This is a genomic window from Enterobacter sp. D2 (assembly GCF_034427575.1).
Classification (GTDB): Bacteria; Pseudomonadota; Gammaproteobacteria; order Enterobacterales; family Enterobacteriaceae; genus Enterobacter; species Enterobacter cloacae_M.
The window spans coordinates 215626-241560 of sequence record NZ_JAXQPP010000002.1 but is presented as its reverse complement, the minus strand read 5'-3'; the positions used below and the strand labels follow the sequence as shown (position 1 = coordinate 241560).

Here is a 25935-nt window from a genome sequence, read left to right as displayed (position 1 = left end):
GTGTTAATGATGTAGCCGTGATAAAGAGGTAGCACCTTGTTTAAAGCGTTTGTTTTGTTTTTCGCCCTCTGGGTACCTGTCACTCAGGCAGACTCCGGTTGGCAACCCGTTCAGGAAACTATTCGTAAAAGCGAAAAAGATACTCGTCAATATCAGGCTATTCGTCTTGATAACGGCATGACCGTGCTGCTGGTTTCCGATCCGCAGGCGGTGAAGTCCCTCTCGGCATTAGTGGTGCCGGTTGGATCGCTGGAAGATCCTGACGCGCATCCTGGGCTTGCACACTATCTGGAACATATGACGCTGATGGGGTCAAAAAAATACCCGCAGCCAGATAGCCTGTCCGAATTTTTGAAAATGCATGGCGGCAGCCACAATGCCAGTACGGCACCGTACCGCACGGCCTTTTATCTTGAAGTCGAAAATGATGCGCTGGAAGGCGCGGTCGACCGCCTTGCTGATTCCATCGCAGCCCCCCTGCTGGATAAAAAATATGCCGACCGTGAACGCAATGCCGTCAATGCTGAGTTGACCCTTGCCCGCACGCGAGATGGTATGCGCATGGCCCAGGTCAGCGCCGAAACCATCAACCCTGCGCACCCGGGTTCGCGCTTCTCCGGCGGTAACCTGGAGACGTTAAGCGACAAACCGAACAGCCCGGTGCTTGATGCCCTGCACGCGTTTCGCGATAAATACTACTCCGCCAACCTGATGAAAGCGGTCATCTACAGCAATAAACCGTTGCCAGAACTGGCAGGCATGGCGGCTAAAACGTTTGGTCGGGTGCCGAATAAAAATATCGACCTGCCGCAGATAGACGTACCGGTGGTCACGGACGCGCAAAAGGGCATTGTGATCCACTACGTGCCTGCGCTGCCGCGCAAAGTGCTGCGCGTGGAATTCCGCATCGATAACAACACCGCAAAGTTTCGCAGTAAAACCGATGAGCTGGTGACCTACCTGATAGGTAACCGTAGTCCGGGTACGCTTTCTGACTGGCTGCAAAAACAGGGGCTCGTGGAAGGTATTCGCGCCGACTCCGATCCGGTTGTGAACGGCAATAGCGGCGTGCTGGCGATCTCCGCCACCCTGACCGACAAGGGCCTGGCAAACCGTGACGAAGTGGTGGCTGCGATCTTCAGCTACCTCTCTTTACTGCGTGAGAAAGGCGTCGATAAGCGCTACTTTGATGAGCTCGCGCACGTGCTGGATCTCGATTTCCGCTATCCGTCCATTACCCGCGACATGGATTACGTTGAGTGGCTGGCGGATACCATGATCCGCGTGCCGGTGGAACACACCCTCGATGCGGTCAATATTGCCGACCGGTATGATGCCGATGCGGTGAAAGCCCGCCTGGCGATGATGACGCCGGAGAATGCCCGCATCTGGTACATCAGCCCGAACGAACCGCATAACAAGACGGCGTATTTTGTCGATGCTCCTTATCAGGTGGACAAAATCAGCGCACAGACCTTCGCCGACTGGCAGAAGAAGGCCGGGGAGATTGCGTTGAAGCTGCCGGAGCTGAACCCCTATATTCCGGATGACTTCTCGCTGACCAAAACGACTCAAGATTACCCGCACCCGGCGCTAATCGTTGATGAGCCTACCCTGCGCGTGGTGTATACCCCTAGCCGCTATTTCGCAAGCGAGCCAAAGGCCGATGTCAGCGTGGTGCTGCGTAACCCGAAAGCGATGAACAGCGCTAAAAATCAGGTGATGTTCGCGCTCAATGACTATCTCGCCGGGATTGCGCTCGATCAGCTCAGCAACCAGGCGGCCGTGGGTGGGATCAGCTTCTCCACCAACGCCAACAACGGTTTGATGCTCAATGCAAACGGCTATACCCAGCGTTTGCCTCAGCTGTTCCAGGCACTGCTGGAGGGTTATTTCAGCTATACGCCGACGGAAGAGCAGCTTGAGCAGGCCAAATCGTGGTATGCGCAGATGATGGATTCTGCGGAGAAGGGCAAAGCTTACGATCTGGCGCTTATGCCGGCGCAAATGCTGTCGCAAGTTCCTTATTTCCAGCGAGAGGACCGCCGCGCGCTGTTGCCTTCGATCACCTTAAAAGACGTGCTGGCTTACCGTGACGCGCTGAAAACCAACACGCGCCCGGAGTTCCTGATCGTCGGCAACATGAGTGAGGATCAGGCCAAAACCCTGGCAGAGAATGTACGCGCTCAGCTCGGTTCGAAAGGCGACGAGTGGTGCCGAAACCAGGACGTGCTGGTTGAGAAAAAACAGAATGTGATTTTTGAAAAGGCGGGTAACAGCACGGACTCCGCGCTGGCCGCGGTATTTGTGCCAACGGGCTATGATGAATTCGCCAGCTCAGCGCAGAGTGCCGTGCTGGGGCAAATTATTCAGCCGTGGTTCTACAACCAGTTACGCACTGAGGAGCAGCTTGGCTACGCGGTGTTTGCCTTCTCCATGAACGTAGGCCGACAGTGGGGGCTGGGTTTCCTGCTGCAAAGCAGCGATAAACAGCCGGCGTATCTCTGGAAGCGTTACCAGGCCTTCTTCCCGCAGGTGGAAGCGAAACTCCGCGCCATGAAGCCGGAAGAGTTTGCGCAGATCCAGCAGGCCGTCATCGCACAGGTGATGCAGCCGCCGCAGACGCTGGGTGAAGAAGCCTCGCAGCTGAGCAAAGATTTCGATCGCGGTAATCTGAAATTTGATTCGCGTGATAAAGTAGTGGCCGAGATAAAACAGCTGACGCCGCAGAAGGTTGCCGACTTCTTCCATCAGGCGGTCATTAAGCCGCAGGGTATGACCATTCTGTCCCAGGTTTCCGGTAGCCAGAACGGGAAAACGGAGTACGTGAACCCGAAAGGCTGGAAAGTCTGGAAGAGCGTCAGCGCGCTGCAGCAATCTATGCCCTGGAGTAAGAAAGAATGACCGATACCGCTGAGTCCCTTGATCCCTTACGTTTACCTATGCAGGGTGAACGATTGATTGAAGCCTCAGCGGGAACGGGAAAAACCTTCACCATTGCCGCTCTGTACCTGCGTCTGCTGCTGGGGCTTGGCGGCAACGCCGCTTATCCACGCCCTTTGAGCGTGGAAGAGCTGCTGGTGGTGACCTTCACCGAGGCTGCCACCGCTGAGCTGCGGGGTCGTATTCGCAACAATATCCACGAGCTGCGCATCGCCTGTCTGCGTCAGAGCACGGATAACCCCCTCTACGCGAGCCTTCTGGAAGAGATTGCCGATAAGCAACAGGCCGCCCAGTGGCTGCTGCTCGCTGAACGGCAAATGGACGAAGCGTCCGTCTTTACTATTCACGGTTTTTGCCAGCGCATGCTGAGCCTGAATGCGTTCGAGTCCGGCATGCTGTTCGAACAGCAGCTCATTGAAGATGAATCCGTTCTTCGCTATCAGGCGTGCGCGGATTTCTGGCGTCGCCACTGTTATCCTTTAGAGCGCGATATCGCCGAAGCGGTACATGCGCTGTGGAAGGGCCCGGAGGCGCTGCTGCGCGCTATCGATCGTTACCTGCAGGGCGAAGCGCCGGTCATCAAATCCCCGCCGCCAGCGGATGAAACCCTGGCCTCACGGCATGAAAAAATCATCGCGCAAATTGCCGACATCAAGCAAAAATGGATGGAGTCCGTTGGCGAGATTGACGCAATCATCGAAAATTCCGGGATTGACCGACGCAAGTTTAACCGTGGCAACCAGGGAAAATGGATCGACAAGATCAGCGCCTGGGCGCAGGAGGAGACGCGAGGCTACCAGCTCCCGGACGCGCTGGAGAAATTCTCCCGGCGTTTCCTGGTTGAGCGGACCAAATCCGACGGCATTGTGCCTGAGCATCCCCTGTTTGTGGCGATTGAAACCCTGCTGGCTGAGCCCTTAACGCTCAACGATCTGATGATCGCCCGTGCCATGACGGAAATTCGCGAAGCCGTCGCGCGTGAAAAACGCCGCCGGGGTGAGCTGGGGTTTGACGACATGCTGAGCCGCCTCGATGCGGCGCTGTGCAGTGAAAATGGCGAAGCGCTTGCCGCCGCGATCCGGACCCGCTTCCCGGTGGCGATGATTGACGAATTTCAGGATACCGACCCTCAACAATACCGCATTTTCCGCCGTATCTGGCGCCAGCAGCCCGGTACCGCGCTGTTGTTAATCGGCGATCCGAAACAGGCCATCTACGCCTTCCGCGGTGCGGATATTTTCACTTACATGAAAGCCCGTAGCGAAGTTGACGCGCACTACACTCTCGATACTAACTGGCGCTCCTCTCCCGGCATGGTGGAAAGCGTCAATGCGCTCTTCAGCCGCATGGATACGGCGTTTATGTTCCGGGAGATCCCGTTTCAGCCGGTAAAATTCGCCGAGAAAAATGCCTCGTTGCGCTTCGAGTTCAACGGCGAGACGCAGCCTGCCATGAACTTCTGGCTGCTGGACGGGGAAGGCTGCGGCGTTGCCGACTATCAAAATGCCATGGCCCAGCACTGTGCCGCACAAATCCGCGACTGGCTCAGCGCGGGCGCGCACGGTAAAGCGCTGCTGTGGAAGGGGGATAAACCAACTCCGGTAAAGGCATCCGATATCACGGTGCTGGTGCGCAGCCGTCAGGAGGCCGCGCTCATCCGCGACGCCCTGACGTTACTAAATATCCCCTCCGTCTACCTCTCAAACCGCGACAGCGTCTTTGAAACGCTGGAAGCGCAGGAGATGCTATGGCTGCTGCAGGCCGTGCTGGCTCCGGAGCGGGAAAGCACGCTGCGTAGCGCACTGGCGAGCGCGATGCTCGGGCTGAACGCGCGGGATATCGATGCGCTCAACAATGACGAAGCCGCGTGGGATGCCGTGGTGGAAGAGTTTGTTCGCTACCGCGAAAAGTGGCAGAAGCGTGGAGTCATGGCGATGGTGCGCGAGCTCATGGCACAGCGCCACATTGCCGAGAATATGCTGGCGACAGCAGGCGGCGAGCGCCGTTTGACCGATATTTTACATATCAGCGAACTGCTGCAGGAAGCCGGTACGCAGCTGGAGAGCGAACACGCCCTCGTGCGCTGGCTGGCGCAGCAGATTGCCGATCCGAACAGTAATTCGTCCAGCCAGCAGATGCGCCTTGAGAGTGATAAACATCTGGTGCAGATCGTCACCATTCACAAGTCGAAAGGCCTGGAATATCCGCTGGTCTGGCTGCCGTTTATCGCCAATTATCGCGTGCAGGATCAGGCCTTTTACCACGATCGCGAATCTTTTGAGGCGGTGCTCGATCTCAGCAACGCGGAGTCCAGCGTTGAGCTGGCCGAAGCCGAGCGTCTGGCGGAAGACCTGCGCCTGCTTTACGTGGCGCTGACCCGTTCGGTCTGGCACTGCAGCCTGGGCATTGCGCCTCTGTTCCGTCGCCGTGGCGAAAAGACCGGGGAGAGCGATTTTCATCTGAGCGCGCTGGGGCGGCTTATTCAGCATGGTGAACCCAAAGACGCGGCGGGCCTGCGCCAGTGCATCGAATCTCTTTGCACAGAGCATGTTGCCCTGCATATTCCGTCGCAGCCCGACAAGAGCCGCTGGCAGATGCCGGAGCTGGGTGAGTCAGAGCTCCATGCCCGCCAGGTTGCACGTACCATTGCCGACGACTGGCGCGTCACCAGCTACTCCGGTTTGCAGCAGCACGGGCAGAGTATTGCGCAGGATCTGATGCCAAAACTGGACGTGGATGCCGCAGGAGCCGGTAGCGTACCTGTTGAGCCGGTGCTCACGCCGCACCAGTTCCCGCGCGGCGCCTCGCCGGGCACGTTTTTGCACAGCCTGTTTGAAGAGCTGGATTTTACCCAGCCGGTATCGGAAGAGTGGGTGCTGAAGATGTTACAGAGTGGCGGCTACGACGCACAGTGGCAGCCGGTTCTCACCGACTGGATCCGCGCGGTACTGCACGCGCCGCTCACGACGCAGGGGATCTCGCTGAACCAGTTGACCGCCAAAGATAAGCAGGTGGAGATGGAGTTTTATCTCCCCATCGCCAGCCCGCTCAGGGCCGAGGCGCTTGATGCGCTGATCCGCGAGTACGATCCGTTATCCGCCGGATGTCCGCCGCTGAACTTCCGCCAGGTGCAGGGGATGCTCAAAGGCTTTATCGACCTGGTTTTCCGCCACGAAGGGCGCTACTACCTGCTGGATTACAAATCAAACTGGCTGGGTGAAAGCAGCGAAGCCTACACCCAGGACGCGATGGCCTCGGCAATGCAAATGCATCGCTACGATCTGCAGTACCAGCTTTACACCCTTGCGCTGCACCGTTACCTGCGCCATCGCATGGCCGATTACCGCTACGAAGCGCATTTTGGCGGCGTAATTTACCTGTTCCTGCGCGGAGTGGATGCTAACGACCCGCATTCCGGCGTCTTTAGCACGCGTCCGGCTGCGGAACTGATTGAAAAAATGGATAACCTGTTTGCTGCAGGCACGGAGGAGGTGGCATGACGATGCAGGCGCTACTGCTGGACGCGGTTGAACAACAATTACTGCGCCACCTGGATGTGCAGTTCGCCATGATGGTGGCAGGCGAGGAGCCTGCCGTCATGCTTGCCGCCGCCATTCTGAGTAAAGACGCGGGGGAAGGGCACGTATGTCTGCCGCTGTCGCGTCTGGCGGTGGATGAGAAAATGCCTCCGGCTTTACAGGCGTGTTTCGCGCTGCTGGGGGACGCAGTGGACTGGCAGGAGATATTACTCGGTTCGCCTGCCGTGAGCGGAGCCGATACCGGGACGCCAATGATCCTTGTCGGCGAGCGTTTGTATCTTAACCGGCTGTGGCGTAACGAACTGACGGTAGCGCGCTTCTTCAGCGAGACCAACGCCCCGCTTCCCTGCGATGAAGTAAAGCTCCGGCAAACGCTGGATACGCTGTTTACCGCTGACGACGCGACAGACTGGCAGAAAGTGGCGGCAGCCGTGGCCTTAACGCGACGGATCTCGGTGATTTCTGGCGGCCCGGGCACCGGGAAAACGACCACTGTGGCAAAACTGCTTGCCGCGCTGATTCAGCTCTCGGGTGAGCAAAAGTGCCGTATTCGCCTGGCGGCTCCCACCGGTAAAGCGGCGGCGCGTCTGACGGAGTCGTTAGGCGGCGCGCTGCAAAAGCTGCCGCTAACCGGGGAGCAGCTTGCGCTTTTCCCCAATGAAGCCAGCACGCTGCACCGTTTGCTTGGCGCACAGCCGGGTAGCCAGCGTCTGCGCTATCATGCCGGTAATCCATTGCACCTTGACGTGCTGGTGGTGGATGAAGCGTCGATGATTGACCTGACTATGATGTCGCGTTTGATCGATGCGCTACCGCCGCACGCGCGTGTCATTTTCCTCGGCGATCGCGACCAGCTTGCCTCCGTTGAGGCGGGAGCCGTATTGGGGGATATCTGCACCTATGCCAGCCTGGGATATACCGCTGAACGCGCGCAGGAGTTAGCCCGTCTCACCGGATGTTCGCTCACCTCTGAAAACCATTCGCTGGCAGGGGCGCTGCGCGACAGCCTGTGTCTGCTGCAAAAAAGCTACCGTTTCGGCAGCGACTCCGGCATCGGCCAGCTTGCGGCAGCGGTGAACCGGGGCGACCGGCGCACCACCACTGCGGTGTTTGACGGTACCTTTACGGATATTGAGAAAAAATCGCTGCAAAGCGGGGAAGAGTATCAGGCGATGCTGGACGACGCCCTGCAGGGGTACCAGCACTTTCTGACGGGCGTACAACAGCAAAGTACGCCGGAGCAGGTCATTGCCGCGTTTGGCGAGTATCAGCTGCTCTGTGCGCTGAGGGAAGGTCCCTTTGGCGTCCGGGGTCTTAACGACAGGCTGGAACAGCTGCTGGCGCAAAAATGCAAAATTAACCGTACCCCGCACTCGCGCTGGTATGAAGGGCGACCGGTGATGATCTCCCGCAACGACAGCGCGCTGGGGTTGTTTAATGGGGATATCGGGATTGCGCTCGACTGCGGTCAGGGCCTGCGCGTCTGGTTCCAGATGCCGGACGGGAGCGTGAAGTCCTTCCAGCCCAGCCGTTTACCCGAGCATGAAACCGCCTGGGCGATGACGGTGCATAAATCCCAGGGCTCCGAGTTTAACCATGCGGCGCTGATCCTGCCCACGCAGCTTTCACCCGTCGTTACCCGCGAGCTGATCTATACCGCCATTACGCGCGCGCGTCAGCGCCTGTCGCTCTATACCGATGAACGGGTGCTGGTGCAGGCGATCGCCACCCGAACGGAACGCCGAAGCGGGCTGGGCGCGATATTTGAGTCACTCTGAACAACGCCAGACATCCAGGCCGGGTACGCGCAGCGCTACCCGGCAAGCGTTGTATTATCCCAGGTCAGCCATCAGCACCTTTGAACGACGCTGATAGTTGTACATCTCTTTCTTCGTTTCCGGCAGAGAATCGATATCCACCGGTGTGAATCCGCGCTCCTGGAACCAGTGAATGCTGCGCGTCGTCAGGACGAACAGCTTGCTTAGCCCCATCTGGCGCGCCTGTGCCGCCACGCGTTCAAGCAGCATTTCGCCGCGTGAAGAGCTACGGTAATCAGGATGCACCGCCACGCAGGCCATTTCACCGATCTTCTCTTCCGGGAACGGATAGAGCGCGGCGCAGGCAATGGTCAGGTTATCGCGCTGAATAATGGTGAATTTGTCGATCTCCATCTCCAGCTGTTCGCGTGAGCGACGCACCAGAATACCCTGCTGTTCCAGCGGGCGGATCAGCTCCAGAATGCCGCCGATGTCATTGATGGTGGCGCGGCGGATCTGCTCCGCACTCTCCATCACAATCTGCGTACCAATACCGTCGCGGGAGAATAGCTCCTGGAGCAGGGCCCCGTCTTCCTGATAGCTGATCAGGTGGCTGCGGCGCACGCCGCTGCGGCAGGCCTTCACGGCGCCACGCAGGAAGCGGACGGTGCCGGAGTGGTAATCACCTTCGGCTTCCAGCGCTTCCACGCGGGCCTGGGCTTCATTCGGGAAGAGTTCCGGTACGATTGTTCCTTCAGCGTCCACGACGCCCTGGGAGGAGCAGAACCCAATCATTTTTTCCGCCTTCAGCTTGATTGCCAGCTGCGTGGCGATCTCTTCGGACGTCAGGTTAAAGCTTTCGCCGGTCACGGAAACGGCGACCGGGCCCATCAGCACGATGGCGCCGCTGTCCAGCTGGCGGTGAATAGCTTCCTCATCAATACGACGGATACGGCCGCTGTGGCAGTAATCCACGCCATCGTCCACGCCGAGCGGCTGGGCAATGATAAAGTTGCCGCTCACGACGTTGATATGCGCCCCCTGCAGCGGCGTATTGTTCAGGCTCATGGAGAGACGCGCGGTAATATCCAGCTGCAGCAGACCCGCCGCCTGTTTCACCAGCTCCAGGGTTTTGGCATCGGTGACGCGGGTGTGTTTGTGGTAAATCGGCTCGTGGTGGTGAGCGGCCAGGTTGGCGTCGATCTGCGGACGCGCGCCATACACCACCACCAGGCGGATCCCGAGGCTGTGCAGCAGGCCAATGTCATTGACGATGCTGGAAAAATTTTCATGCTCAATGGCTTCGCCGCCAAGCATGATGACAAACGTTTTTCCCCGATGGGCGTTGATATAGGGAACAGAATGGCGGAATCCCTGGACCAGTTCGGTTCTACGTTCCTTCACCATGGCACAACCCTTAATGAATGTTTATTCGTAATTTCTGTATTTTTATTCGATTGTGGTCGCGTGTGCAAGCGCAAATTTTCCGCGACCTACAGAAATTGGTAAGTAATCCGTGCGTTAGCGTATGATTGTTTACCCTTTTATAGATGACAGTTTATGCGTCATTCGTTAAAGTTTTCGGTCAATCTGGACATTTTGTATATCAGTCAGTGTTCTTGCTCGGGAGAAGCATGTCGGGATCCAATTCAGCAATAAGCCGCCGCCGTTTGTTAAAAGGGGCCGGGGCAATGTGGTTGCTTAGCGTCAGTCAGGTCGGTCTTGCCGCCACCAGTCAGGTGGTGGCGGTGCGCGTCTGGCCGTCGTCGACCTATACGCGCGTGACGGTCGAATCCAATCGCGTGCTGAAATATAAGCAATTTGCCCTCAGCAACCCGGAACGCGTGGTGGTGGATCTCGAAGGCGTTAACCTCAACTCCGTGCTGAAAGGGATGGCGGCGCAGATCCGCGGTGACGATCCGTTTATTAAATCGGCTCGCGTCGGGCAGTTTGATCCACAAACCGTGCGCATGGTGTTTGAGCTTAAACAGAACGTTAAGCCGCAACTGTTCGCCCTGGCGCCCGTCGCGACGTTTAAAGAGCGCCTGGTGATGGATCTCTACCCGGCCAACGCAACGGATATTCAGGATCCGCTTCTTGCCCTGCTGGAGGATTACAACAAGGGCGACTTGCAGCGTCAGGTTCCACCTGCGCAAAGCGGTCCGCAGCCGGGGAAAGCAGGGCGCGATCGTCCGATTGTGATCATGCTCGATCCCGGACACGGCGGTGAAGACTCCGGCGCGGTGGGGAAATACCGCACGCGTGAAAAAGACGTTGTGCTGCAAATTGCCCGCCGCCTGAAGGCGTTGATTGATAAAGAAGGTAATATGCGCGCCTATATGACGCGCAATGAAGATATCTTTATTCCGCTGAAGGTCCGGGTGGCGAAAGCGCAGAAGCAGCGCGCCGATTTGTTCGTGTCGATCCATGCGGATGCCTTTACCAGCCGCCAGCCAAGCGGCTCGTCGGTGTTTGCGCTCTCGACCAAAGGCGCGACCAGTACCGCAGCAAGATTCCTGGCGGACTCCCAGAACGCCTCTGACCTGATTGGCGGCGTGAGCAAAAGCGGCGACCGCTACGTCGATCACACCATGTTCGACATGGTGCAGTCCCTGACCATTAACGACAGCCTGAAGTTTGGTAAAGCGGTGCTGGGCAAGCTGGGCAACATCAATAAGCTGCATAAAAACAGCGTTGAACAGGCCGGGTTTGCGGTACTCAAAGCACCGGATATCCCGTCCATTCTGGTAGAAACCGCGTTTATCAGTAACGTCGAAGAGGAGCGTAAGCTCAAGACGGCAAAATTCCAGCAGGAGGTTGCGGAGTCGATTCTGGCGGGGATACGGGCGTATTTCTCTGACGGGGCGACGCTGGCGCGGCGCGGATAACGCTTTCAGCCGGGTAAACGCCCGGCAAATTCACAAACGACAGATACAAAAAAACACCCTTGAGGGTGTTTATTGTTTTCAGAAGTGTTGGTTGCGGGGGCCGGATTTGAACCGACGACCTTCGGGTTATGAGCCCGACGAGCTACCAGGCTGCTCCACCCCGCGTCCGTCTTTCTACAGTCGTAGAAGATACTTCATCAAATTTTAATTGGTTGCGGGGGCCGGATTTGAACCGACGACCTTCGGGTTATGAGCCCGACGAGCTACCAGGCTGCTCCACCCCGCGTCCGTGGATGCGCACTATACTCGGATAGGTTTGTGATGCAACCCCTTTTTCACATAAATCATGATTTTGTATGCAAATTGAACGACATGGCTCTGTTTGGACTATTTTTTGCGCAAAATTTGCCAAAGGGCATGCGATCGCATTTCATTAGCCCTGGCGGTTTGTTATCTTCATCACGCGGAAATGGGCAACTTAAAGACGAGATATAATGAAAGGACGTTGGGCGAAGTATCTGATGGCGGGCGCAATGGTAGCGATTCTTGCGGCCTGTTCTTCCAAACCGACCGATCGCGGTCAACAGTATAAAGACGGGAAGTTATCCCAGCCTTTCTCTTTAGTTAATCAGCCTGATGCCGTCGGCGCACCGATTAATGCCGGTGATTTCTCCGAGCAGGTCTACCAGATCCGCAACGCGTCGCCGCGTCTGTATGGTACCCAGAGTAGCGTGTATAACGCGGTCCAGGACTGGCTGAAAGCAGGCGGCGATACGCGCAACATGCGCCAGTTTGGTATCGACGCCTGGCAGATGGAAGGGGCCGATAACTACGGCAACGTCCAGTTTACCGGCTACTACACCCCGGTTATCCAGGCACGGCACTCGCGTCAGGGCGAGTTCCAGTACCCTATCTACCGTATGCCGCCAAAACGCGGTCGTCTGCCGTCTCGCGCTGAGATCTACGCCGGTGCGCTAAGCGAAAACTACGTTCTGGCCTACAGCAACTCCCTGATGGATAACTTCATTATGGACGTTCAGGGCAGCGGCTACATTGATTTTGGCGACGGGTCGCCGCTTAACTTCTTCAGCTATTCCGGTAAAAACGGCCACGCCTATCGCAGTATCGGTAAGGTGCTGATCGACCGCGGCGAAGTGAAGAAAGAAGATATGTCGATGCAGGCGATCCGCGAGTGGGGCGAGAAACACAGCGAAGCCGAGGTGCGCGAGCTGCTGGAGCAGAACCCGTCGTTCGTCTTCTTCAAACCGCAAAACTTCGCGCCGGTGAAAGGGGCCAGCGCGGTTCCGCTGATTGGCCGCGCGTCGGTAGCATCGGATCGTTCGATTATTCCTGTAGGCACCACGCTGCTGGCTGAAGTCCCTCTGCTGGACAATAACGGCAAGTTCAACGGTCAGTATGAGCTGCGTCTGATGGTGGCGCTGGACGTCGGCGGAGCAATTAAAGGACAGCACTTCGACATCTATCAGGGTATTGGCCCTGACGCAGGCCATCGCGCGGGCTGGTATAACCACTACGGACGCGTGTGGGTACTGAAGGCGGCGCCGGGTGCTGGAAACGTATTCAGCGGCTGATTGTGGTATTCTGAGCGCAATACGGATTACTGTTCAGGGTGAGGAAAACCTCACCCTTTTTACATCTGAGGTCTTATGTCTGTGGTAATCAGCGACGCCTGGCGCCAGCGTTTTGGCGGGACGGCACGTTTATATGGTGAAAAAGCCCTGCAGCTGTTTGCGGATGCGCACGTCTGCGTCGTGGGCATTGGTGGTGTGGGGTCGTGGGCGGCAGAAGCGCTGGCGAGAACCGGTATTGGCGCAATTACCCTGATTGACATGGATGACGTTTGCGTCACCAACACTAACCGTCAAATCCATGCGCTGCGTGATAGCGTCGGCCTGGCAAAATCCGAGGTGATGGCGGAGCGTATCCGTTTGATCAACCCGGAGTGCCGCGTGACGGTAATCGACGACTTTGTGACGGCCGATAACGTCGCCGAATACATGAGCAAAGGCTACAGCTATGTGATTGACGCCATCGACAGCGTGCGGCCAAAAGCGGCGCTGATCGCCTACTGTCGTCGTTACAAGGTTCCCCTGGTGACGACGGGCGGCGCGGGCGGGCAAATCGATCCGACGCAGATCCAGGTAGCCGATCTGGCGAAAACCATTCAGGATCCGCTGGCGGCTAAGCTGCGTGAGCGCCTGAAGAGCGACTTTAACGTGGTGAAGAACAGCAAAGGCAAGCTGGGCGTTGACTGCGTGTTCTCGACCGAAGCGCTGGTCTACCCGCAGGCGGACGGCTCCGTGTGCGCGATGAAAAGCACGGCGGAAGGGCCAAAGAGGATGGATTGTGCCTCAGGCTTTGGCGCGGCCACGATGGTGACCGCTTCCTTTGGCTTTGTGGCGGTGTCACACGCCCTGAAGAAGATGATGGCGAAAGCGGAGCGTCAGGCCTGAGCCTGGCGTGCGGCGTCCTGCACGGCTTCGCTTAGCGCGATCAGCCCCTGACCGCGCGAGGCGCTGAGCTGCGCGCGCAGTCCCAGCTCATCAAATAATGCCAGCGGCGAATGCGCCAGCAGTTCCGCCGCGCTTTTTCCTTCAACAGCGGTCAACAATACGGCCAGCAGGCCCCGGACAATCCGGCCTTCGCTGTCGCCGAAGAAGTGCAGCTTTTCGCCGGAGACGCTCACGCCCAGCCAGACTCGGTTCTCACAGCCCGCAATCTCTTTCGCCTGCGCCTTGAGATCGTCTGAAAGGGCAGGGAGCTGTTTACCCAGCAGGATCAGCTGTCGATATTTATCTTCCCACTGCTGGAGCGGGGCGAAGGTCTGTTTTAAGGTCTCTTCTGTGATGACGGTGCCAAACGGATGTCCGGCTAAAGCAGCGCTAGTCATTAATCCACCAGTATTTCAAGGGCGCGGTCAACTGCGGCAACCAGCGCGTCGACATCGCTTTGGGTATTATACGGCGCAAACGAGGCGCGCAGCGTACCGTTAACGCCAAGCGCCGCCAGCAGCGGCTGGGCGCAGTGCTGTCCGGCACGCAGGGCAATGCCGTACCCGGCCAGCAGCGTCACCATGTCGCTGTGATGTACGCCCGCAAAATCAAAGGCGAGCAGGCTTGAATCCTGAACGCGGAACGAGCGGAAACCCGGGCGCTTTTTGAGTTCTTCCTCTGCCAGCGTCGCCAGCCCCCGGCTCCAGCTTTCAGCCTGAACGATGTCTGTTTCTGCCAGCCACTCCAGCGCCGCGCTTAAGCCAATCACACCCGCCACGTTCGGCGTACCGGCCTCCAGGCGATAGGGAACATCCTGAGTTTTGAAGCCATAGAACGACACTTCGGTGATCATTTTGCCGCCACCCAGCCACGGCGTCATTTTTGCCAGCAGTTCAGGCTTGCCGTACAACGCTCCAATACCGGTTGGCCCGTAGAGCTTATGCCCTGAGAAGGCATAGAAATCGATATCAAGCGCCTGCACATCAGCGGGGAAGTGCACCACGCCCTGAGCGCCGTCGACCATCACCACCATCCCGCTTGCATGGGCAATGCGAATAGCCTGAGCCAGGTCCGGGCAACCTCCCGTGACGTTCGACATCTGTCCGAGCGCCAGAATGCGGCTGCGAGGGGTAATCAGTTCGGGGAGACGGGCCACGTCGGGCAGAAGGTCTGCACCCAGTGGGAGTTTCACCACGCGCGCACCCGTTTGCTCGGCCACCATCAGCCATGGCACAAGGTTGGCGTGATGTTCCGCCTCGCTGACGACGATCTCATCGCCCGGCTGAAGCAGCGGGCGCGCGTAGCACTGGGCCACCATATTGATGGCTTCGGTGGTGCCGCGCGTCCAGACGATGTTTTTCCCGCTTTCGGCATTGATCAGGCGCGCGATCTGATCGCGTGCGGCTTCGTAGCGCGCGGTTAATCGCTGGGCTTCGGCAAACTGGCTGCGATGCACGTTCCCGGCGCTCAGGCTGTAGAACTGCTGCGTGGCCTCAATCACCGCCTGTGGCTTAAGGGCGGTGGCGGCGCTATCCAGGTAAATACCGGCATCGGCCAGGGCCGGAAACTGTGCGCGGAACTGCGCAGGACTGAAAGCGTTCATGGGATTCCTCATTTCAATATAGCGATCGTCGCGCAATTTCAGCGGCAGGGCAAGGAGGTTGATATCTATCAGAATTGTCTGCTTATCCTTACGACTTCAAAAAAGCAGGTTATGCTAAATAGTGTTAGGCGGATGTTTTAGCCTGTTATAAATCGAGGTTTGAATAGCATTAATTGCTAAAGGAGAATAATCATGAATAAGACAGCTGCAATCATTTCTGCCTGTGCGTTTACTTTTGCCCTGAGCGCGTGTTCTGGTAACAACTACGTGATGCACACCAACGATGGTCGTTCTATCGTTTCGGAAGGGAAACCGACTACCGATAATGATACCGGGATGATTTCGTACAAAGATGCTAACGGGAACAAGCAGCAGATCAACCGCACGGACGTGAAAGAGATGAAAGAGATCGAGCATTAACAGATCGCAGGCGAAAAAAAAGCACCGCAAATTGGCGGTGCTACATTAATCACTATGGACAGACAGGGTAAATGTACAGGAAGTGAAAAATTGGTAGCGTTGCTACCGTGGTCTGAATCGCAGACCAATTGCAAACACAACAACACAACATCACAACCGTAAGCCAAAAGCCCTTCAGAACACGCATTCCGAAAAAAGCTCTTCGTTCCGGCTCAGGAAGTGCCGCCACTATAGGTATTTGCTGGTAGTTCCTCAACGGACAAATTATAATGGCTCAGATAAAAAAAACTAATAGGTTAAACGTTGTTTCCTGTTTGTTAAAACCCGTTAACATCTAAGCCAGATAACCATGTCAAAGCGATTGCCACCCCTTAATGCATTACGTGTTTTTGATGCAGCAGCACGTCACCTGAGCTTCACCCGCGCGGCAGATGAGCTTTTTGTGACACAGGCCGCAGTAAGTCACCAAATCAAGTCTCTGGAGGATTTTCTGGGCCTTAAGCTGTTTCGTCGACGCAACCGTTCGTTGCTGTTGACCGAAGAGGGGCAGAGCTATTTTCAGGATATTAAAGAGATTTTTTCCCAGCTTACGGAAGCCACGCGTAAGCTGCAGGCTCGGAGTGCAAAAGGTGCTCTGACCGTCAGTTTATTGCCCAGTTTTGCCATTCATTGGCTGGTGCCAAGGCTCTCAAGCTTTAACTCAGCTTATCCGGGGATCGACGTTCGAATCCAGGCGGTAGATCGTCAGGAGGACAAGCTGGCCGATGACGTAGATGTCGCCATTTTTTATGGTCGCGGTAACTGGCCGGGCTTGCGCGTTGAAAAATTATACGCAGAATATCTCCTGCCGGTCTGTTCTCCTCTGCTGTTAACGGGTGAGAAGGCGCTGAAGTCACCCGCTGATCTGGCTCAGCATACGCTTTTGCATGATGCCTCTCGCCGCGACTGGCAAACTTATACCCGTCAATTAGGTCTTACACATATTAACGTGCAGCAGGGGCCCATTTTTAGCCACAGTGCGATGGTGTTACAGGCTGCCATTCACGGGCAGGGCGTGGCGTTGGCGAACAACGTCATGGCGCAGTCCGAAATTGAGGCAGGCCGCCTGGTTTGCCCTTTTAATGATGTACTGGTCAGCAAGAATGCGTTTTATCTGGTTTGTCATGACAGTCAGGCAGAACTGGGTAAAATAGCCGCCTTCCGGCAGTGGATACTGGCGAAAGCGGCAACCGAGCAAGAAAAATTCCGCTTCAGGTATGAGCAATAACGTTTGTGTGCCGGGCACGCATTAACTCAGGACTTAAACATGACCAGCCGATTCATGCTGATTTTTGCCGCGGTGAGTGGCTTTATTTTTGTTGCACTGGGCGCCTTTGGCGCACATGTATTAAGCAAGTCTTTGGGCGCAGTAGAGATGGGCTGGATCCAGACCGGCCTTGAATATCAGGCGTTCCACACGCTGGCTATTTTTGGGCTGGCGGTGGCGATGCAGCGTCGTATCAGTATCTGGTTTTACTGGAGCAGCGTGTTTATGGCGCTGGGTACCGTGTTGTTCAGCGGTAGCCTGTACTGCCTTGCGCTCTCACATTTGCGCCTGTGGGCGTTTGTTACACCTGTCGGCGGCTTCAGCTTCCTGGCGGGTTGGGTATTAATGTTTATCGGAGCTATCCGTCTGAAACGCAAGGGCGTTGTTCATGAATAAGGTTGTTTTATATTGTCGCCCGGGGTTTGAGAAAGAGTGCGCCGCGGAAATTACCGATAAAGCGGCGAAGCGCGAAGTCTTCGGCTTTGCCCGTGTAAAAGAAAACGCGGGCTATGTGGTATTCGAGTGCTATCAGCCTGAAGACGCGGACAAGCTGGCGCGCGAGCTGCCGTTCAGCTCGCTGATCTTTGCTCGCCAGATGTTTGTCGCGGGTGAGCTGCTGAAGGATCTTCCGCCGGAAGACCGCATCACGCCTATTGTCGGCATGCTGCAGGGCGTGGTGGAGAAGGGCGGCGATCTGCGCGTTGAAGTGGCGGATACCAACGAAAGTAAAGAGCTGATGAAGTTCTGCCGTAAGTTCACCGTGCCGCTGCGTGCGGCGCTGCGTGATGCGGGCGTGCTGACGAACTACGAAACGCCGAAGCGTCCGGTGGTGCATATCTTCTTTATCGCACCGGGCTGCTGTTATACAGGCTATTCGTACACCACCAACAACTCTCCCTTCTTTATGGGTATTCCGCGTTTGCGCTTCCCGTCCGATGCGCCAAGCCGTTCCACGCTTAAGCTGGAAGAGGCGTTCCACGTTTTTATCCCGGCAGATGAGTGGGATGAGCGTCTGGCAAACGGCATGTACGCCGTCGACCTTGGCGCGTGCCCGGGCGGCTGGACCTATCAGCTGGTGAAACGCAATATGTGGGTATCGTCCGTTGATAACGGCCCAATGGCGCAAAGCCTGATGGACACGGGGCAGGTCACATGGCTGCGTGAAGACGGATTCCGCTATCGCCCGAACCGTAACAACATCTCGTGGATGGTGTGCGATATGGTTGAGAAACCGGCAAAAGTCACCGCGCTGATGGCCTCCTGGCTGGTGAATGGCTGGTGCCGTGAGACCATTTTTAACCTCAAGCTGCCGATGAAAAAGCGCTATGAAGAAGTGTCGCAGAACCTGGCGTACATTCAAGAACAGATGGACGAACACGGTATTAACGTGGAGATCCAGGCGCGTCAGCTGTATCACGACCGTGAAGAGGTGACGGTGCATATTCGTCGCTGGTGGGCTGCGGTTGGCGGACGTCGCGACGAGCGATAGTCCGCTGATTGCCCTCACCCCGGCCCTCTCCCAAAGGGGCGAGGAGGAAAAGACCGCACCGAGAAATTCCCTCTCCCCCATGGGGAGAGGGTTAGGGGGAGGGGATATTAACGTTCTAACCGCAGCTGCTGTAAATTCCCGTCCAGCTGTAAATCCGTCTGTAGCGTTGCGATTTCCCGGCAGATAAACGCCGTCTCTTTATGCGCCTCCAGCTTCTTGCGCCACTTTTCCGGTACCTCATCCAGACGGGCGTAAATCCCTTCCAGACTCTGAAAATCGGTCAGCAGCTGCGCGGCGCTCTTCGGCCCAATACCGGCGACACCCGGAACCTTAGAGCTGCTGATGCCTGCCAGCCCCCAGTAATCCGGCAGTTGCTCAGGCGAGACGCCGAACTCGCTGGCAATAAACGGCGCGTCCAGCCAGCGTTTTTGAAAATAGTCGCGAATGCGGATAGTCGGGGAGAGCAGCTGGCAGTAGCCTTTGTCAGTTGAAACGATAGTGGCCTGATGCCCGGCGCTTGCCACCTTTACGGCCAGGGTGGCCGCGAGATCGTCGGCTTCATTTCCCTGTGCACCCCAGCATGGAACGCCACGCTGTTCAAATGCAGCGCGCAGCATGGGCAACTCAGCGTGAAGATCGTCCGGCATCGGGGCGCGTCCGGCTTTGTAGTCAGGTAGACGCTGGTGTCGCCAGCCCGTGTTGCGGGCTTCGTCATCAAATACCGCGACCGCATGGGTGGGCTCACTGTGGCGGATAAGCTGTTCCAGCGCGTGCAGACAGGTGTCTTTACAAGGCGTCCCCTGTACCGCATGGATACGGCGGATCAGGTTAAGAGCATCGACGATAAGTAAATGAACGACCACAGATAATCTCCCTTCTATCTCATGCGTAAAGGGTAACACTGTCAGCAGCGTGAAACTATGAATGGTGGGGAAAACAGGAAGAAGCCTCGCAAAACGAGGCTTCCTGAGGGGCTTAATCGCAGGTCACGATCTTCATCGCCAGGCCGCCGCGAGAGGTTTCGCGGTATTTGGCGTTCATATCTTTACCTGTTTCGTACATGGTTTCGATAACCTTATCGAGACAGACGCGCGGCTCGCTGGTGCGGCGCAGCGCCATACGTGCCGCGTTCACCGCCTTCACTGAGGCAATCGCGTTACGTTCGATGCACGGCACCTGTACCTGTCCGGCAACCGGGTCACAGGTCAGTCCCAGGTTATGTTCCATGCCGATTTCCGCAGCAATGCACACCTGTGTCGGGCTTGCACCCAGCAGTTCGGCCAGACCCGCCGCCGCCATGGAGCACGCCACGCCGACTTCACCCTGACAGCCCACTTCCGCACCGGAAATAGACGCGTTCATCTTATACAGCGAACCAATCGCACTAGCGACCAGCAGGTAGCGCGCCAGCGAGTTCGCGTTCACTTCACGGATAAACTTGTCGTAGTACGCCAGCACCGCCGGAACGATACCGCAGGCGCCGTTAGTCGGCGCGGTGACCACGCGGCCCCCTGCGGCGTTCTCTTCGTTTACCGCCAGGGCGAACATGTTGATCCAGTCTACAACGGCCATCGGGTCCGTCGTCGTTTTGTCGGTGCTCACCAGCATACGGCGCAGCGCAGCAGCGCGACGCGGCACGCGAAGCTTGCCCGGCAGAACGCCTTCGGTGGTGATCCCGCGCTCAATACCGCCGCGCATCACTTCCCAGACGTTAGTGAAGTGCTGTTCGAGCTCTTCTTTACTGTGAAGTGCCAGCTCGTTTTTCATCATCAGGCCGGAGAGGGAAAGGCCCGTCTCCTGACAGTGACGCTGAAGATCCGCCGCCGTTTTGTACGGATACGGCACTTCGACAGAAGAGGTATTGGTTTGACCAAAGTGGTCTTCGTCGACGATAAAGCCGCCGCCGATAGAGTAATACGTCTGGCTGTATACCGCTTTGTCGCCGGCCAGCGCGGTAATGCGCATGCCGTTTTCGTGCAGCGACAGGTTGTCCGCATGGAAATTCATGCAGTGGTCAACCGGGAATTCAACCTCATGCTCACCGTTCGCCAGCAGCAGGCGACCGTGGGTGTTCACATCCTGGATGAAGCCAGGGATCGCATCAATATCAACGGTATCCGGCAGGTTTCCCGCCAGGCCCATGATAATGGCGATATCGGTATGGTGGCCTTTCCCGGTCAGGGAAAGTGAGCCGTATACATCGACAACCACACGGGTAACGTCATGCAAGATGCCGCGTGCAATCAAGTCATCCGTGAACTGCTTACCGGCTTTCATTGGTCCGACGGTGTGAGAGCTGGAAGGACCAATACCGATTTTGAAGATATCGAATACGCTAATCATGATGCGTCCATTGCTTTCAGTCAGAGAGGGAGGAGTGCGCCGTCCGAAGTCGGCGCGGGTGATAATCAGAACATGGTGTACAGGGAGTAGAAGATCGCAGAGATTGCGATAAGACCCATGATAACCACAAAGACGTTGCTCACATGACCGCTGTACTTGCGCATAGCAGGGACTTTCTGAATCGCGTACATCGGCATCAGGAACAGAATCATCGCGATGACCGGGCCGCCCAGGGTTTCAATCATGCCCAGGATGCTTGGGTTCAGGGTCGCTACCGCCCAGGTGGTGAGCAGCATGAACAGTGCAGTGATTTTGTTCAGCTTGTTGATTTCAATGCTCTTGCCTTTACCGCGCAGAGATTTAATCACCATACCGTTGAAGCCTTCACGCGCGCCGAGGTAGTGGCCCAGGAAGGATTTGGTGATGGCGATAATCGCGATGATTGGTGCCATCCACGCAATGACCGGTGCGTTAAAGTGGTTCGCCAGGTAAGACAGAATAGAGATGTTCTGCTCTTTCGCTGCCGCCAGATCCGCCGGGGAGAGGCTCAGTACGCAGCTGAAGACGAAGAACATAACGGTCAGTACCATCATGACGTGAGCGCGTGCCAGAATGCTGGAGCACTTCTTCTCTGCGCCATTACCGTACTCTTCACGTTTCGCCACGGCGAAAGAGGAGATGATTGGGGAGTGGTTGAAGGAGAACACCATCACCGGAATCGCCAGCCAGAGGGTCATCAGCAGGCCGTTACCGGTTGCCGATGCGCTGCTCAGGGACAGGGTTTCCAGCGCTGCGCCGTTCCACTGTGGGATCAGGTAGCAAGCCAGTACCATCAGAGCAATAACGAACGGGAAGACCAGTACGCTCATTGCTTTCACAATCATCTGCTCACCGAAGCGAACGATGGTCATCATGCCCACGATCAGGATCAGAGACAGAATCGCACGCGGAGGCGGCGTCATGTGCAGCTGGTGCAGCATGAAGCTTTCAACGGTGTTGGTGATCGCCACGCTGTAAACCAACAGGATAGGGTAAATCGCGAAGAAGTAGAGCAGGGTAATCAGTTTACCTGCGCCCACGCCGAAATGCTCTTCAACCACTTCAGTGATGTCTTCACCCGGGTTTTTACCGGACAGCACGAAGCGGGTCAGACCGCGGTGTGCAAAGAAGGTCATCGGGAAAGCAATGATAGCCATAATGATCAGCGGAATCAGACCGCCGACGCCTGCGTTGATAGGAAGGAACAGTACACCAGCGCCGATTGCCGTGCCGTAAAGGCCAAGCATCCACATGGTATCCGTTTTGCGCCAACCACTTCGGGATTCAATCGAAGCAACGGTGCTGGTTTGAGTGGTTTCCATCTGTATCTCCTGGAGGAAGCGAATTGTCAGGTTTTTTAGTCAAATCCGATGAAAAAGTGCCTGACGGTAATATGAAATTCGTTCAGTGACGGTTTTTTAATAATTTTCGCCCGTAACTATTGGCGGGCGGAAAGATACATTCTAGTTATGAATCTATCAGTGATCCTGATCCCAAATGCAATAATCCACTTATGATGTGGGCATCTTTAGACCATTTATCTGTTAAAAAAACACCAAAGAGAATTTACGGGCGCGAAGGCTACCACCAACGACATGTGAGCTGAAAGACTGGCCCGTGATATAGGTGTCTTTAGCTGTAAAGAAATGGGTTTTTAGTATTTTCTGGCAGGTAATTTGGATTAAGGCTGATAATTTACGGTTGAAAAAACCAGGTAATCGTTTGCGTTTGCGCATAGTTTGTAAAAGACATAAGTGATGCGTATGAATTACCTCGGTAATAAAAAAGCCGGGACGCGCAACAGGCGACCCGGCTTTGATCAGATGCTGCTGAGCGCTATGTGCAGATTTCGTAGCAAGGAATATAGGCTGAGCCCGGCAGCTTCATGCGGTGCTGGGCGACAAAGCCCTGCAGCATGTCGTCCATGCGGCGCATCATCTCCGGGTCGCCGTGGATCTTGTATGGACCGTACTGTTCAATGGCGCGGATGCCCATCTCTTTCACGTTGCCCGCCACAATCCCGGAGAAGGCACGACGCAGATCGGCAGCCAGGACTTCCACCGGCTGGTCCGGGTAGAGTTTCAGGTTCGCCATATTTTCGTGAGTTGGCTCGAACGGGATCTGCAGGTCTGGCGCAATACGGATTGACCAGTTAAAGCTGTACGCATCGCCGGTATCGCGACGGTTCTCCTTCACCAGCGGCATCGCTTTTTTCATCTGGCGCGCCACTTCCGCGGCATCGTCAATGATGATGCGATAGTGACGACGTGCGGCTTCACCCAGCGTGTGCACGATAAACTCGTCCAGCACGCGGAAGTAGTCGGCGCTCTCTTTTGGCCCGGTCAGGATCAGCGGCAGAACCTGATCCTTGTTGGCGGGGTTCATCAGAATACCCAGCAGATAGAGCAGCTCTTCCGCTGTCCCCACGCCGCCCGGGAAGATGATAATGCCGTGGGCGATACGGACAAACGCTTCAAGACGCTTCTCAATATCCGGCATGATAATCAGCTCATTAACCAGCGGGTTAGGTGGCTCAGCGGCGATGATGGACGGTTCGGTCATGCCGATAAAGCGTCCCTCTTTATAACGCTGTTGCGCATGCCCAACCGCCGCTCCTTTCATTGGTGCTTCCATCGCACCCGGACCGCAGCCGGTACAGATATTCAGCTCACGCAGGCCGAGTTGCGTTCCAACCCGACGGGCATAAAGGTATTCGGTTTCGTTAATGGAGTGGCCGCCCCAGCAGACAACCATGTTCGGCGCTTCGCCAACGTGCAGGGCACGGGCGTTACGCAAAATGGAGAACACCAGGTTGGTGATATGGACCGAGCTTTCCAGGTCGAGATGCTGGAAACGGCCTGCGTTGTGGATCTGCCCGTTAACAAACAGAATGTCACGCAGCACGGCAAACAGGTTAGCCTGAAGTGAACGGATGATGCGCCCGTCGACAAAGGCCTCTTCCGGCGGGTTGATGACTTCAAGCTTCACGCCACGCTCGCGGCGCAGCACGTTGATATCAAAGCTTTCGAAGCGGGACAGCAGTTCTTTACTGTTATCTGTCAGGCTTCCGGAGTTCAGAACGGCAAGTGAACAGTTACGAAACAGTTGATAAAGATCGCTGCTGGCCGTGCGCTTAAGCATGTCCACTTCCAGCTGCGACAACATATCCATTGAGCCAAGCGGGCTAATATGTGTAATCAAGTGAGCTCCTTACGGGACGATTATCGTCTTTCCCTGTTGATTACAATAGCCCTGGCGCGTGACGTTTCACAACCTAAAGCGCGGAAGATACCGCGCATATTGTGAAAATATTTATATTACTGACGCACCAGCCGTCCCGTTGCTGGCACAAAATCGGTGTTGGTGCGCCACGGGTTGATGTCCAGACCGCCGCGGCGGGTGTAGCGCGCGTAAACGCTCAGTTTTTCTGGCTGGCAGAGACGCTGAATATCGCTAAAGATGCGCTCCACGCACTGCTCGTGAAATTCGTTGTGATGGCGGAACGAGACCAGGTAGCGCAGCAATTTTTCCCGGTCAATTTTCGGGCCGCGGTACTGGATCTGCACCGAGCCCCAGTCCGGCTGGTGGGTGATCAGGCAGTTGGATTTCAGCAGGTGGCTGACCAGCGTCTCTTCAACCACTTTGCCGCTCGCCGCGTTTTCGAGGTAGTCCGCGCTGAATTCATAATTCTCCACCTCGATATCCTGATCGTCGATGCAGGTCCCGTTGAAGTGTGCGACTGGCTGCCCTTCCAGCTCGTGCAGGCGATACAGTGAAACGCTCACCTTTCCCTGCGCGCAGGCGCTCAAATCACGTTCCAGGGTGTGCTGAACGTCGTCCCAGCTGTTGAATTTTGTCTGGTTAAAGCTGTTGAGATAGAGCTTAAAGCTTTTGGACTCGACGAGATTAACGCTGGCGTAATCCAGCTCAACGTGGCCCACTGCCACCTGCGGCAGACCGCGCGCGTTAAGCCACGAGAGTTCGTACAGCGTCCAGATGTCACCGCCGACAAACGGCAAGGCATTCGCATGCAGGCCCAGAGGATCGCGATTCAGGCTGCGCGGCACGCCCTGCAGCAGGCTTGCATCGTAGGTATCGCGGTAATCGGTCGATTTACCCAGCGTTAAGCCGGTTAACGCCTGATGATTTTCGTAAGACATGTTTCATAACCACTTTACAGGTACACTTATGGCCTGAGTTTATCCTGTCTGACAAGAAGAGAGAAATCGGTGGACATCGAAACTGCAAATGCCCTCACTACCTTCACGACCCGCTACTGCGATGCATGGCATGAAAAGCACGGAACATGGCCACAAAGCACTGATTTGTATGGCGTACCCTCGCCGTGCATTATCTCTTCAGTCGACGATTACGTTATCTGGCAGCCAAAACCTTTCGATGGCGAGCAAAATGTAAATGCGGTTGAGCGTGCAATGGACATTGTGGTACAACCAGCGGTTCACGCGTTTTATACCACGCAGTTCGCAGGGGATATGCCCGCGCGCTTTGCTGATATCACGCTGACGCTGTTGCAGACCTGGAGCGAAGACGATCTGCAGCGTGTTCAGGAAAACCTGATTGGTCATCTGGTTACGCAAAAACGCCTTAAGCTTTCTCCGACGCTTTTTATTGCCACGCTGGACAGCGAACTGGATGTGTTATCCGTCTGTAACCTGTCAGGTGAAGTGGTTAAAGAGACTATCGGCACCCGCAATCGCGAGACTCTCGCCCCCTCTCTTGCGGATTTCCTCACCCGACTTGAGCCCCTTCTGTAATCCATGCTGCTACAGCGCGTGTGAGAGATCTCTTACAAGGTTTGTGAGAGATCGCTGGAACATTCAGTATTACCTCATTAAATTCAGATTAATATCACTCTATTTTTCAACAGATTAGTTGTTCATCCTATTATTTTTAGGGAGCCTGTGCGTCTTACAACTCCGGCTGAGTGGGTTGTAAGACGAAGCGGAATAGCGGATTCTATCTCCGTCGACAGGACGCCGACACGAGAAACGAACATCAGGATGATGGCGTTTCTCACACAGGACTCGTCAGGATGGCGCTGCAGGAAGGCTTCAGGATGAAGCGAAGTGGATAA

At 56.1% G+C, this 25935-nt stretch carries 19 protein-coding genes and 2 tRNA genes; 11 read left to right on the top strand and 10 right to left on the bottom strand.

The window, feature by feature from the left end:
- Positions 1–36: 36 nt before the first annotated feature.
- Genes ptrA through recD form a run of 3 tightly spaced genes read left to right on the top strand, consistent with a single transcriptional unit; the run spans position 37 to position 8260 of the window.
- Entirely contained in the window at positions 37–2904 is a 2868-nt protein-coding gene (gene ptrA / locus SPG90_RS13315) for a pitrilysin (protein ID WP_045404597.1), read from the top strand.
- Positions 2901–6443, top strand: coding sequence for an exodeoxyribonuclease V subunit beta (gene recB, locus SPG90_RS13310; RefSeq protein ID WP_126303063.1), 3543 nt, complete (start codon positions 2901–2903; stop codon positions 6441–6443). The genes ptrA and recB overlap by 4 nt, the downstream gene beginning before the upstream one ends.
- The gene (recD, locus tag SPG90_RS13305) at positions 6440–8260 is read left to right on the top strand and encodes an exodeoxyribonuclease V subunit alpha (protein ID WP_126303062.1); all 1821 of its coding nucleotides are present in this window, start codon (positions 6440–6442) and stop codon (positions 8258–8260) included. Before recB ends, recD begins: the two co-directional genes overlap by 4 nt.
- 54 nt (positions 8261–8314) lie before the next feature.
- On the opposite strand, the gene argA is transcribed toward recD, so the two are convergent.
- A complete protein-coding gene (gene argA, locus SPG90_RS13300; protein ID WP_023309037.1) occupies positions 8315–9646 on the bottom strand; it encodes an amino-acid N-acetyltransferase in 1332 nt (443 codons plus the stop codon).
- A gap of 227 nt (positions 9647–9873) precedes the next feature.
- Here argA and amiC point away from each other — a divergent pair, with 227 nt between their 5' ends.
- Entirely contained in the window at positions 9874–11127 is a 1254-nt protein-coding gene (gene amiC / locus SPG90_RS13295) for an N-acetylmuramoyl-L-alanine amidase AmiC (protein ID WP_029740496.1), read from the top strand.
- Between the two features lie 88 nt (positions 11128–11215).
- Here the strand turns inward: amiC and SPG90_RS13290 are convergent.
- Positions 11216–11292: transfer RNA gene (locus tag SPG90_RS13290), tRNA-Met, on the bottom strand.
- A 44-nt stretch (positions 11293–11336) separates the two neighbouring features.
- Positions 11337–11413 (bottom strand) — tRNA-Met (locus SPG90_RS13285).
- A gap of 208 nt (positions 11414–11621) precedes the next feature.
- Here SPG90_RS13285 and mltA point away from each other — a divergent pair.
- Together mltA and tcdA are read left to right on the top strand one after the other, a co-directional pair.
- Complete coding sequence (mltA, locus tag SPG90_RS13280; protein ID WP_322408186.1) at positions 11622–12719, top strand: murein transglycosylase A; 1098 nt, start codon at positions 11622–11624, stop codon at positions 12717–12719.
- A 75-nt stretch (positions 12720–12794) separates the two neighbouring features.
- The gene (gene tcdA / locus SPG90_RS13275; RefSeq protein ID WP_008499651.1) at positions 12795–13601 is read left to right on the top strand and encodes a tRNA cyclic N6-threonylcarbamoyladenosine(37) synthase TcdA; all 807 of its coding nucleotides are present in this window, start codon (positions 12795–12797) and stop codon (positions 13599–13601) included.
- On the opposite strand, the gene csdE is transcribed toward tcdA, so the two are convergent.
- Together csdE and csdA are read right to left on the bottom strand one after the other, a co-directional pair.
- Positions 13592–14038 carry a cysteine desulfurase sulfur acceptor subunit CsdE gene (gene csdE, locus SPG90_RS13270; protein ID WP_115876194.1) on the bottom strand — a complete coding sequence of 149 codons (447 nt, stop codon included), beginning with the start codon at positions 14036–14038 and terminating at the stop codon, positions 13592–13594. The two genes, tcdA and csdE, sit on opposite strands and share 10 nt — an antisense overlap.
- Entirely contained in the window at positions 14038–15243 is a 1206-nt protein-coding gene (gene csdA / locus SPG90_RS13265) for a cysteine desulfurase CsdA (RefSeq protein ID WP_126303061.1), read from the bottom strand. Before csdA ends, csdE begins: the two co-directional genes overlap by 1 nt.
- A gap of 192 nt (positions 15244–15435) precedes the next feature.
- Here csdA and SPG90_RS13260 point away from each other — a divergent pair, with 192 nt between their 5' ends.
- The 4 genes from SPG90_RS13260 to rlmM all read left to right on the top strand — a co-directional run bounded on the left by SPG90_RS13260 (position 15436) and on the right by rlmM (position 18458).
- The gene (locus SPG90_RS13260; RefSeq protein WP_008499648.1) at positions 15436–15663 is read left to right on the top strand and encodes a YgdI/YgdR family lipoprotein; all 228 of its coding nucleotides are present in this window, start codon (positions 15436–15438) and stop codon (positions 15661–15663) included.
- Between the two features lie 349 nt (positions 15664–16012).
- Positions 16013–16930, top strand: coding sequence for a glycine cleavage system transcriptional regulator GcvA (gcvA, locus tag SPG90_RS13255; RefSeq protein WP_023309032.1), 918 nt, complete (start codon positions 16013–16015; stop codon positions 16928–16930).
- Positions 16931–16969: 39 nt separating this feature from the next.
- On the top strand, positions 16970–17365 hold the full coding sequence (locus SPG90_RS13250; protein WP_023309031.1) for a DUF423 domain-containing protein: 396 nt from the start codon (positions 16970–16972) through the stop codon (positions 17363–17365).
- Positions 17358–18458, top strand: coding sequence for a 23S rRNA (cytidine(2498)-2'-O)-methyltransferase RlmM (rlmM, locus tag SPG90_RS13245; RefSeq protein WP_322408185.1), 1101 nt, complete (start codon positions 17358–17360; stop codon positions 18456–18458). Before SPG90_RS13250 ends, rlmM begins: the two co-directional genes overlap by 8 nt.
- Before the next feature lie 107 nt (positions 18459–18565).
- Here rlmM and xni read toward each other — a convergent pair whose 3' ends face one another.
- The 5 genes from xni to queF all read right to left on the bottom strand — a co-directional run bounded on the left by xni (position 18566) and on the right by queF (position 25000).
- Positions 18566–19321: a flap endonuclease Xni gene (xni, locus tag SPG90_RS13240; RefSeq protein WP_248162743.1), complete on the bottom strand. Its 756-nt coding sequence runs from the start codon at positions 19319–19321 to the stop codon at positions 18566–18568.
- A gap of 112 nt (positions 19322–19433) precedes the next feature.
- On the bottom strand, positions 19434–20801 hold the full coding sequence (gene sdaB, locus SPG90_RS13235) for an L-serine ammonia-lyase II (protein ID WP_045355758.1): 1368 nt from the start codon (positions 20799–20801) through the stop codon (positions 19434–19436).
- Positions 20802–20866: 65 nt separating this feature from the next.
- Positions 20867–22162, bottom strand: a complete 1296-nt coding sequence (locus SPG90_RS13230; RefSeq protein ID WP_322408184.1) for an HAAAP family serine/threonine permease — start codon at positions 22160–22162, stop codon at positions 20867–20869.
- Positions 22163–22676: 514 nt separating this feature from the next.
- Positions 22677–24041, bottom strand: coding sequence for a nucleotide 5'-monophosphate nucleosidase PpnN (gene ppnN / locus SPG90_RS13225; RefSeq protein ID WP_023309027.1), 1365 nt, complete (start codon positions 24039–24041; stop codon positions 22677–22679).
- Positions 24042–24157: 116 nt separating this feature from the next.
- Positions 24158–25000, bottom strand: coding sequence for an NADPH-dependent 7-cyano-7-deazaguanine reductase QueF (queF, locus tag SPG90_RS13220; RefSeq protein WP_126303058.1), 843 nt, complete (start codon positions 24998–25000; stop codon positions 24158–24160).
- A gap of 69 nt (positions 25001–25069) precedes the next feature.
- Here queF and syd point away from each other — a divergent pair, with 69 nt between their 5' ends.
- On the top strand, positions 25070–25615 hold the full coding sequence (gene syd / locus SPG90_RS13215) for a SecY-interacting protein (RefSeq protein ID WP_126303057.1): 546 nt from the start codon (positions 25070–25072) through the stop codon (positions 25613–25615).
- Positions 25616–25935: the final 320 nt, after the last annotated feature.

Excerpts from the sequence above, each read along its gene's own strand:
- argA (WP_023309037.1), bottom strand. The coding sequence starts at position 9,646 with ATGGTGAAGGAACGTAGAACCGAACTGGTCCAGGGATTCCGCCATTCT.
- gcvA (WP_023309032.1), top strand. The coding sequence starts at position 16,013 with ATGTCAAAGCGATTGCCACCCCTTAATGCATTACGTGTTTTTGATGCA.
- csdE (WP_115876194.1), bottom strand. The coding sequence starts at position 14,038 with ATGACTAGCGCTGCTTTAGCCGGACATCCGTTTGGCACCGTCATCACA.
- SPG90_RS13260 (WP_008499648.1), top strand. The coding sequence starts at position 15,436 with ATGAATAAGACAGCTGCAATCATTTCTGCCTGTGCGTTTACTTTTGCC.
- queF (WP_126303058.1), bottom strand. The coding sequence starts at position 25,000 with ATGTCTTACGAAAATCATCAGGCGTTAACCGGCTTAACGCTGGGTAAA.
- csdA (WP_126303061.1), bottom strand. The coding sequence starts at position 15,243 with ATGAACGCTTTCAGTCCTGCGCAGTTCCGCGCACAGTTTCCGGCCCTG.
- recB (WP_126303063.1), top strand. The coding sequence starts at position 2,901 with ATGACCGATACCGCTGAGTCCCTTGATCCCTTACGTTTACCTATGCAG.
- mltA (WP_322408186.1), top strand. The coding sequence starts at position 11,622 with ATGAAAGGACGTTGGGCGAAGTATCTGATGGCGGGCGCAATGGTAGCG.
- sdaB (WP_045355758.1), bottom strand. The coding sequence starts at position 20,801 with ATGATTAGCGTATTCGATATCTTCAAAATCGGTATTGGTCCTTCCAGC.
- SPG90_RS13250 (WP_023309031.1), top strand. The coding sequence starts at position 16,970 with ATGACCAGCCGATTCATGCTGATTTTTGCCGCGGTGAGTGGCTTTATT.
- recD (WP_126303062.1), top strand. The coding sequence starts at position 6,440 with ATGACGATGCAGGCGCTACTGCTGGACGCGGTTGAACAACAATTACTG.
- amiC (WP_029740496.1), top strand. The coding sequence starts at position 9,874 with ATGTCGGGATCCAATTCAGCAATAAGCCGCCGCCGTTTGTTAAAAGGG.
- tcdA (WP_008499651.1), top strand. The coding sequence starts at position 12,795 with ATGTCTGTGGTAATCAGCGACGCCTGGCGCCAGCGTTTTGGCGGGACG.
- rlmM (WP_322408185.1), top strand. The coding sequence starts at position 17,358 with ATGAATAAGGTTGTTTTATATTGTCGCCCGGGGTTTGAGAAAGAGTGC.
- SPG90_RS13230 (WP_322408184.1), bottom strand. The coding sequence starts at position 22,162 with ATGGAAACCACTCAAACCAGCACCGTTGCTTCGATTGAATCCCGAAGT.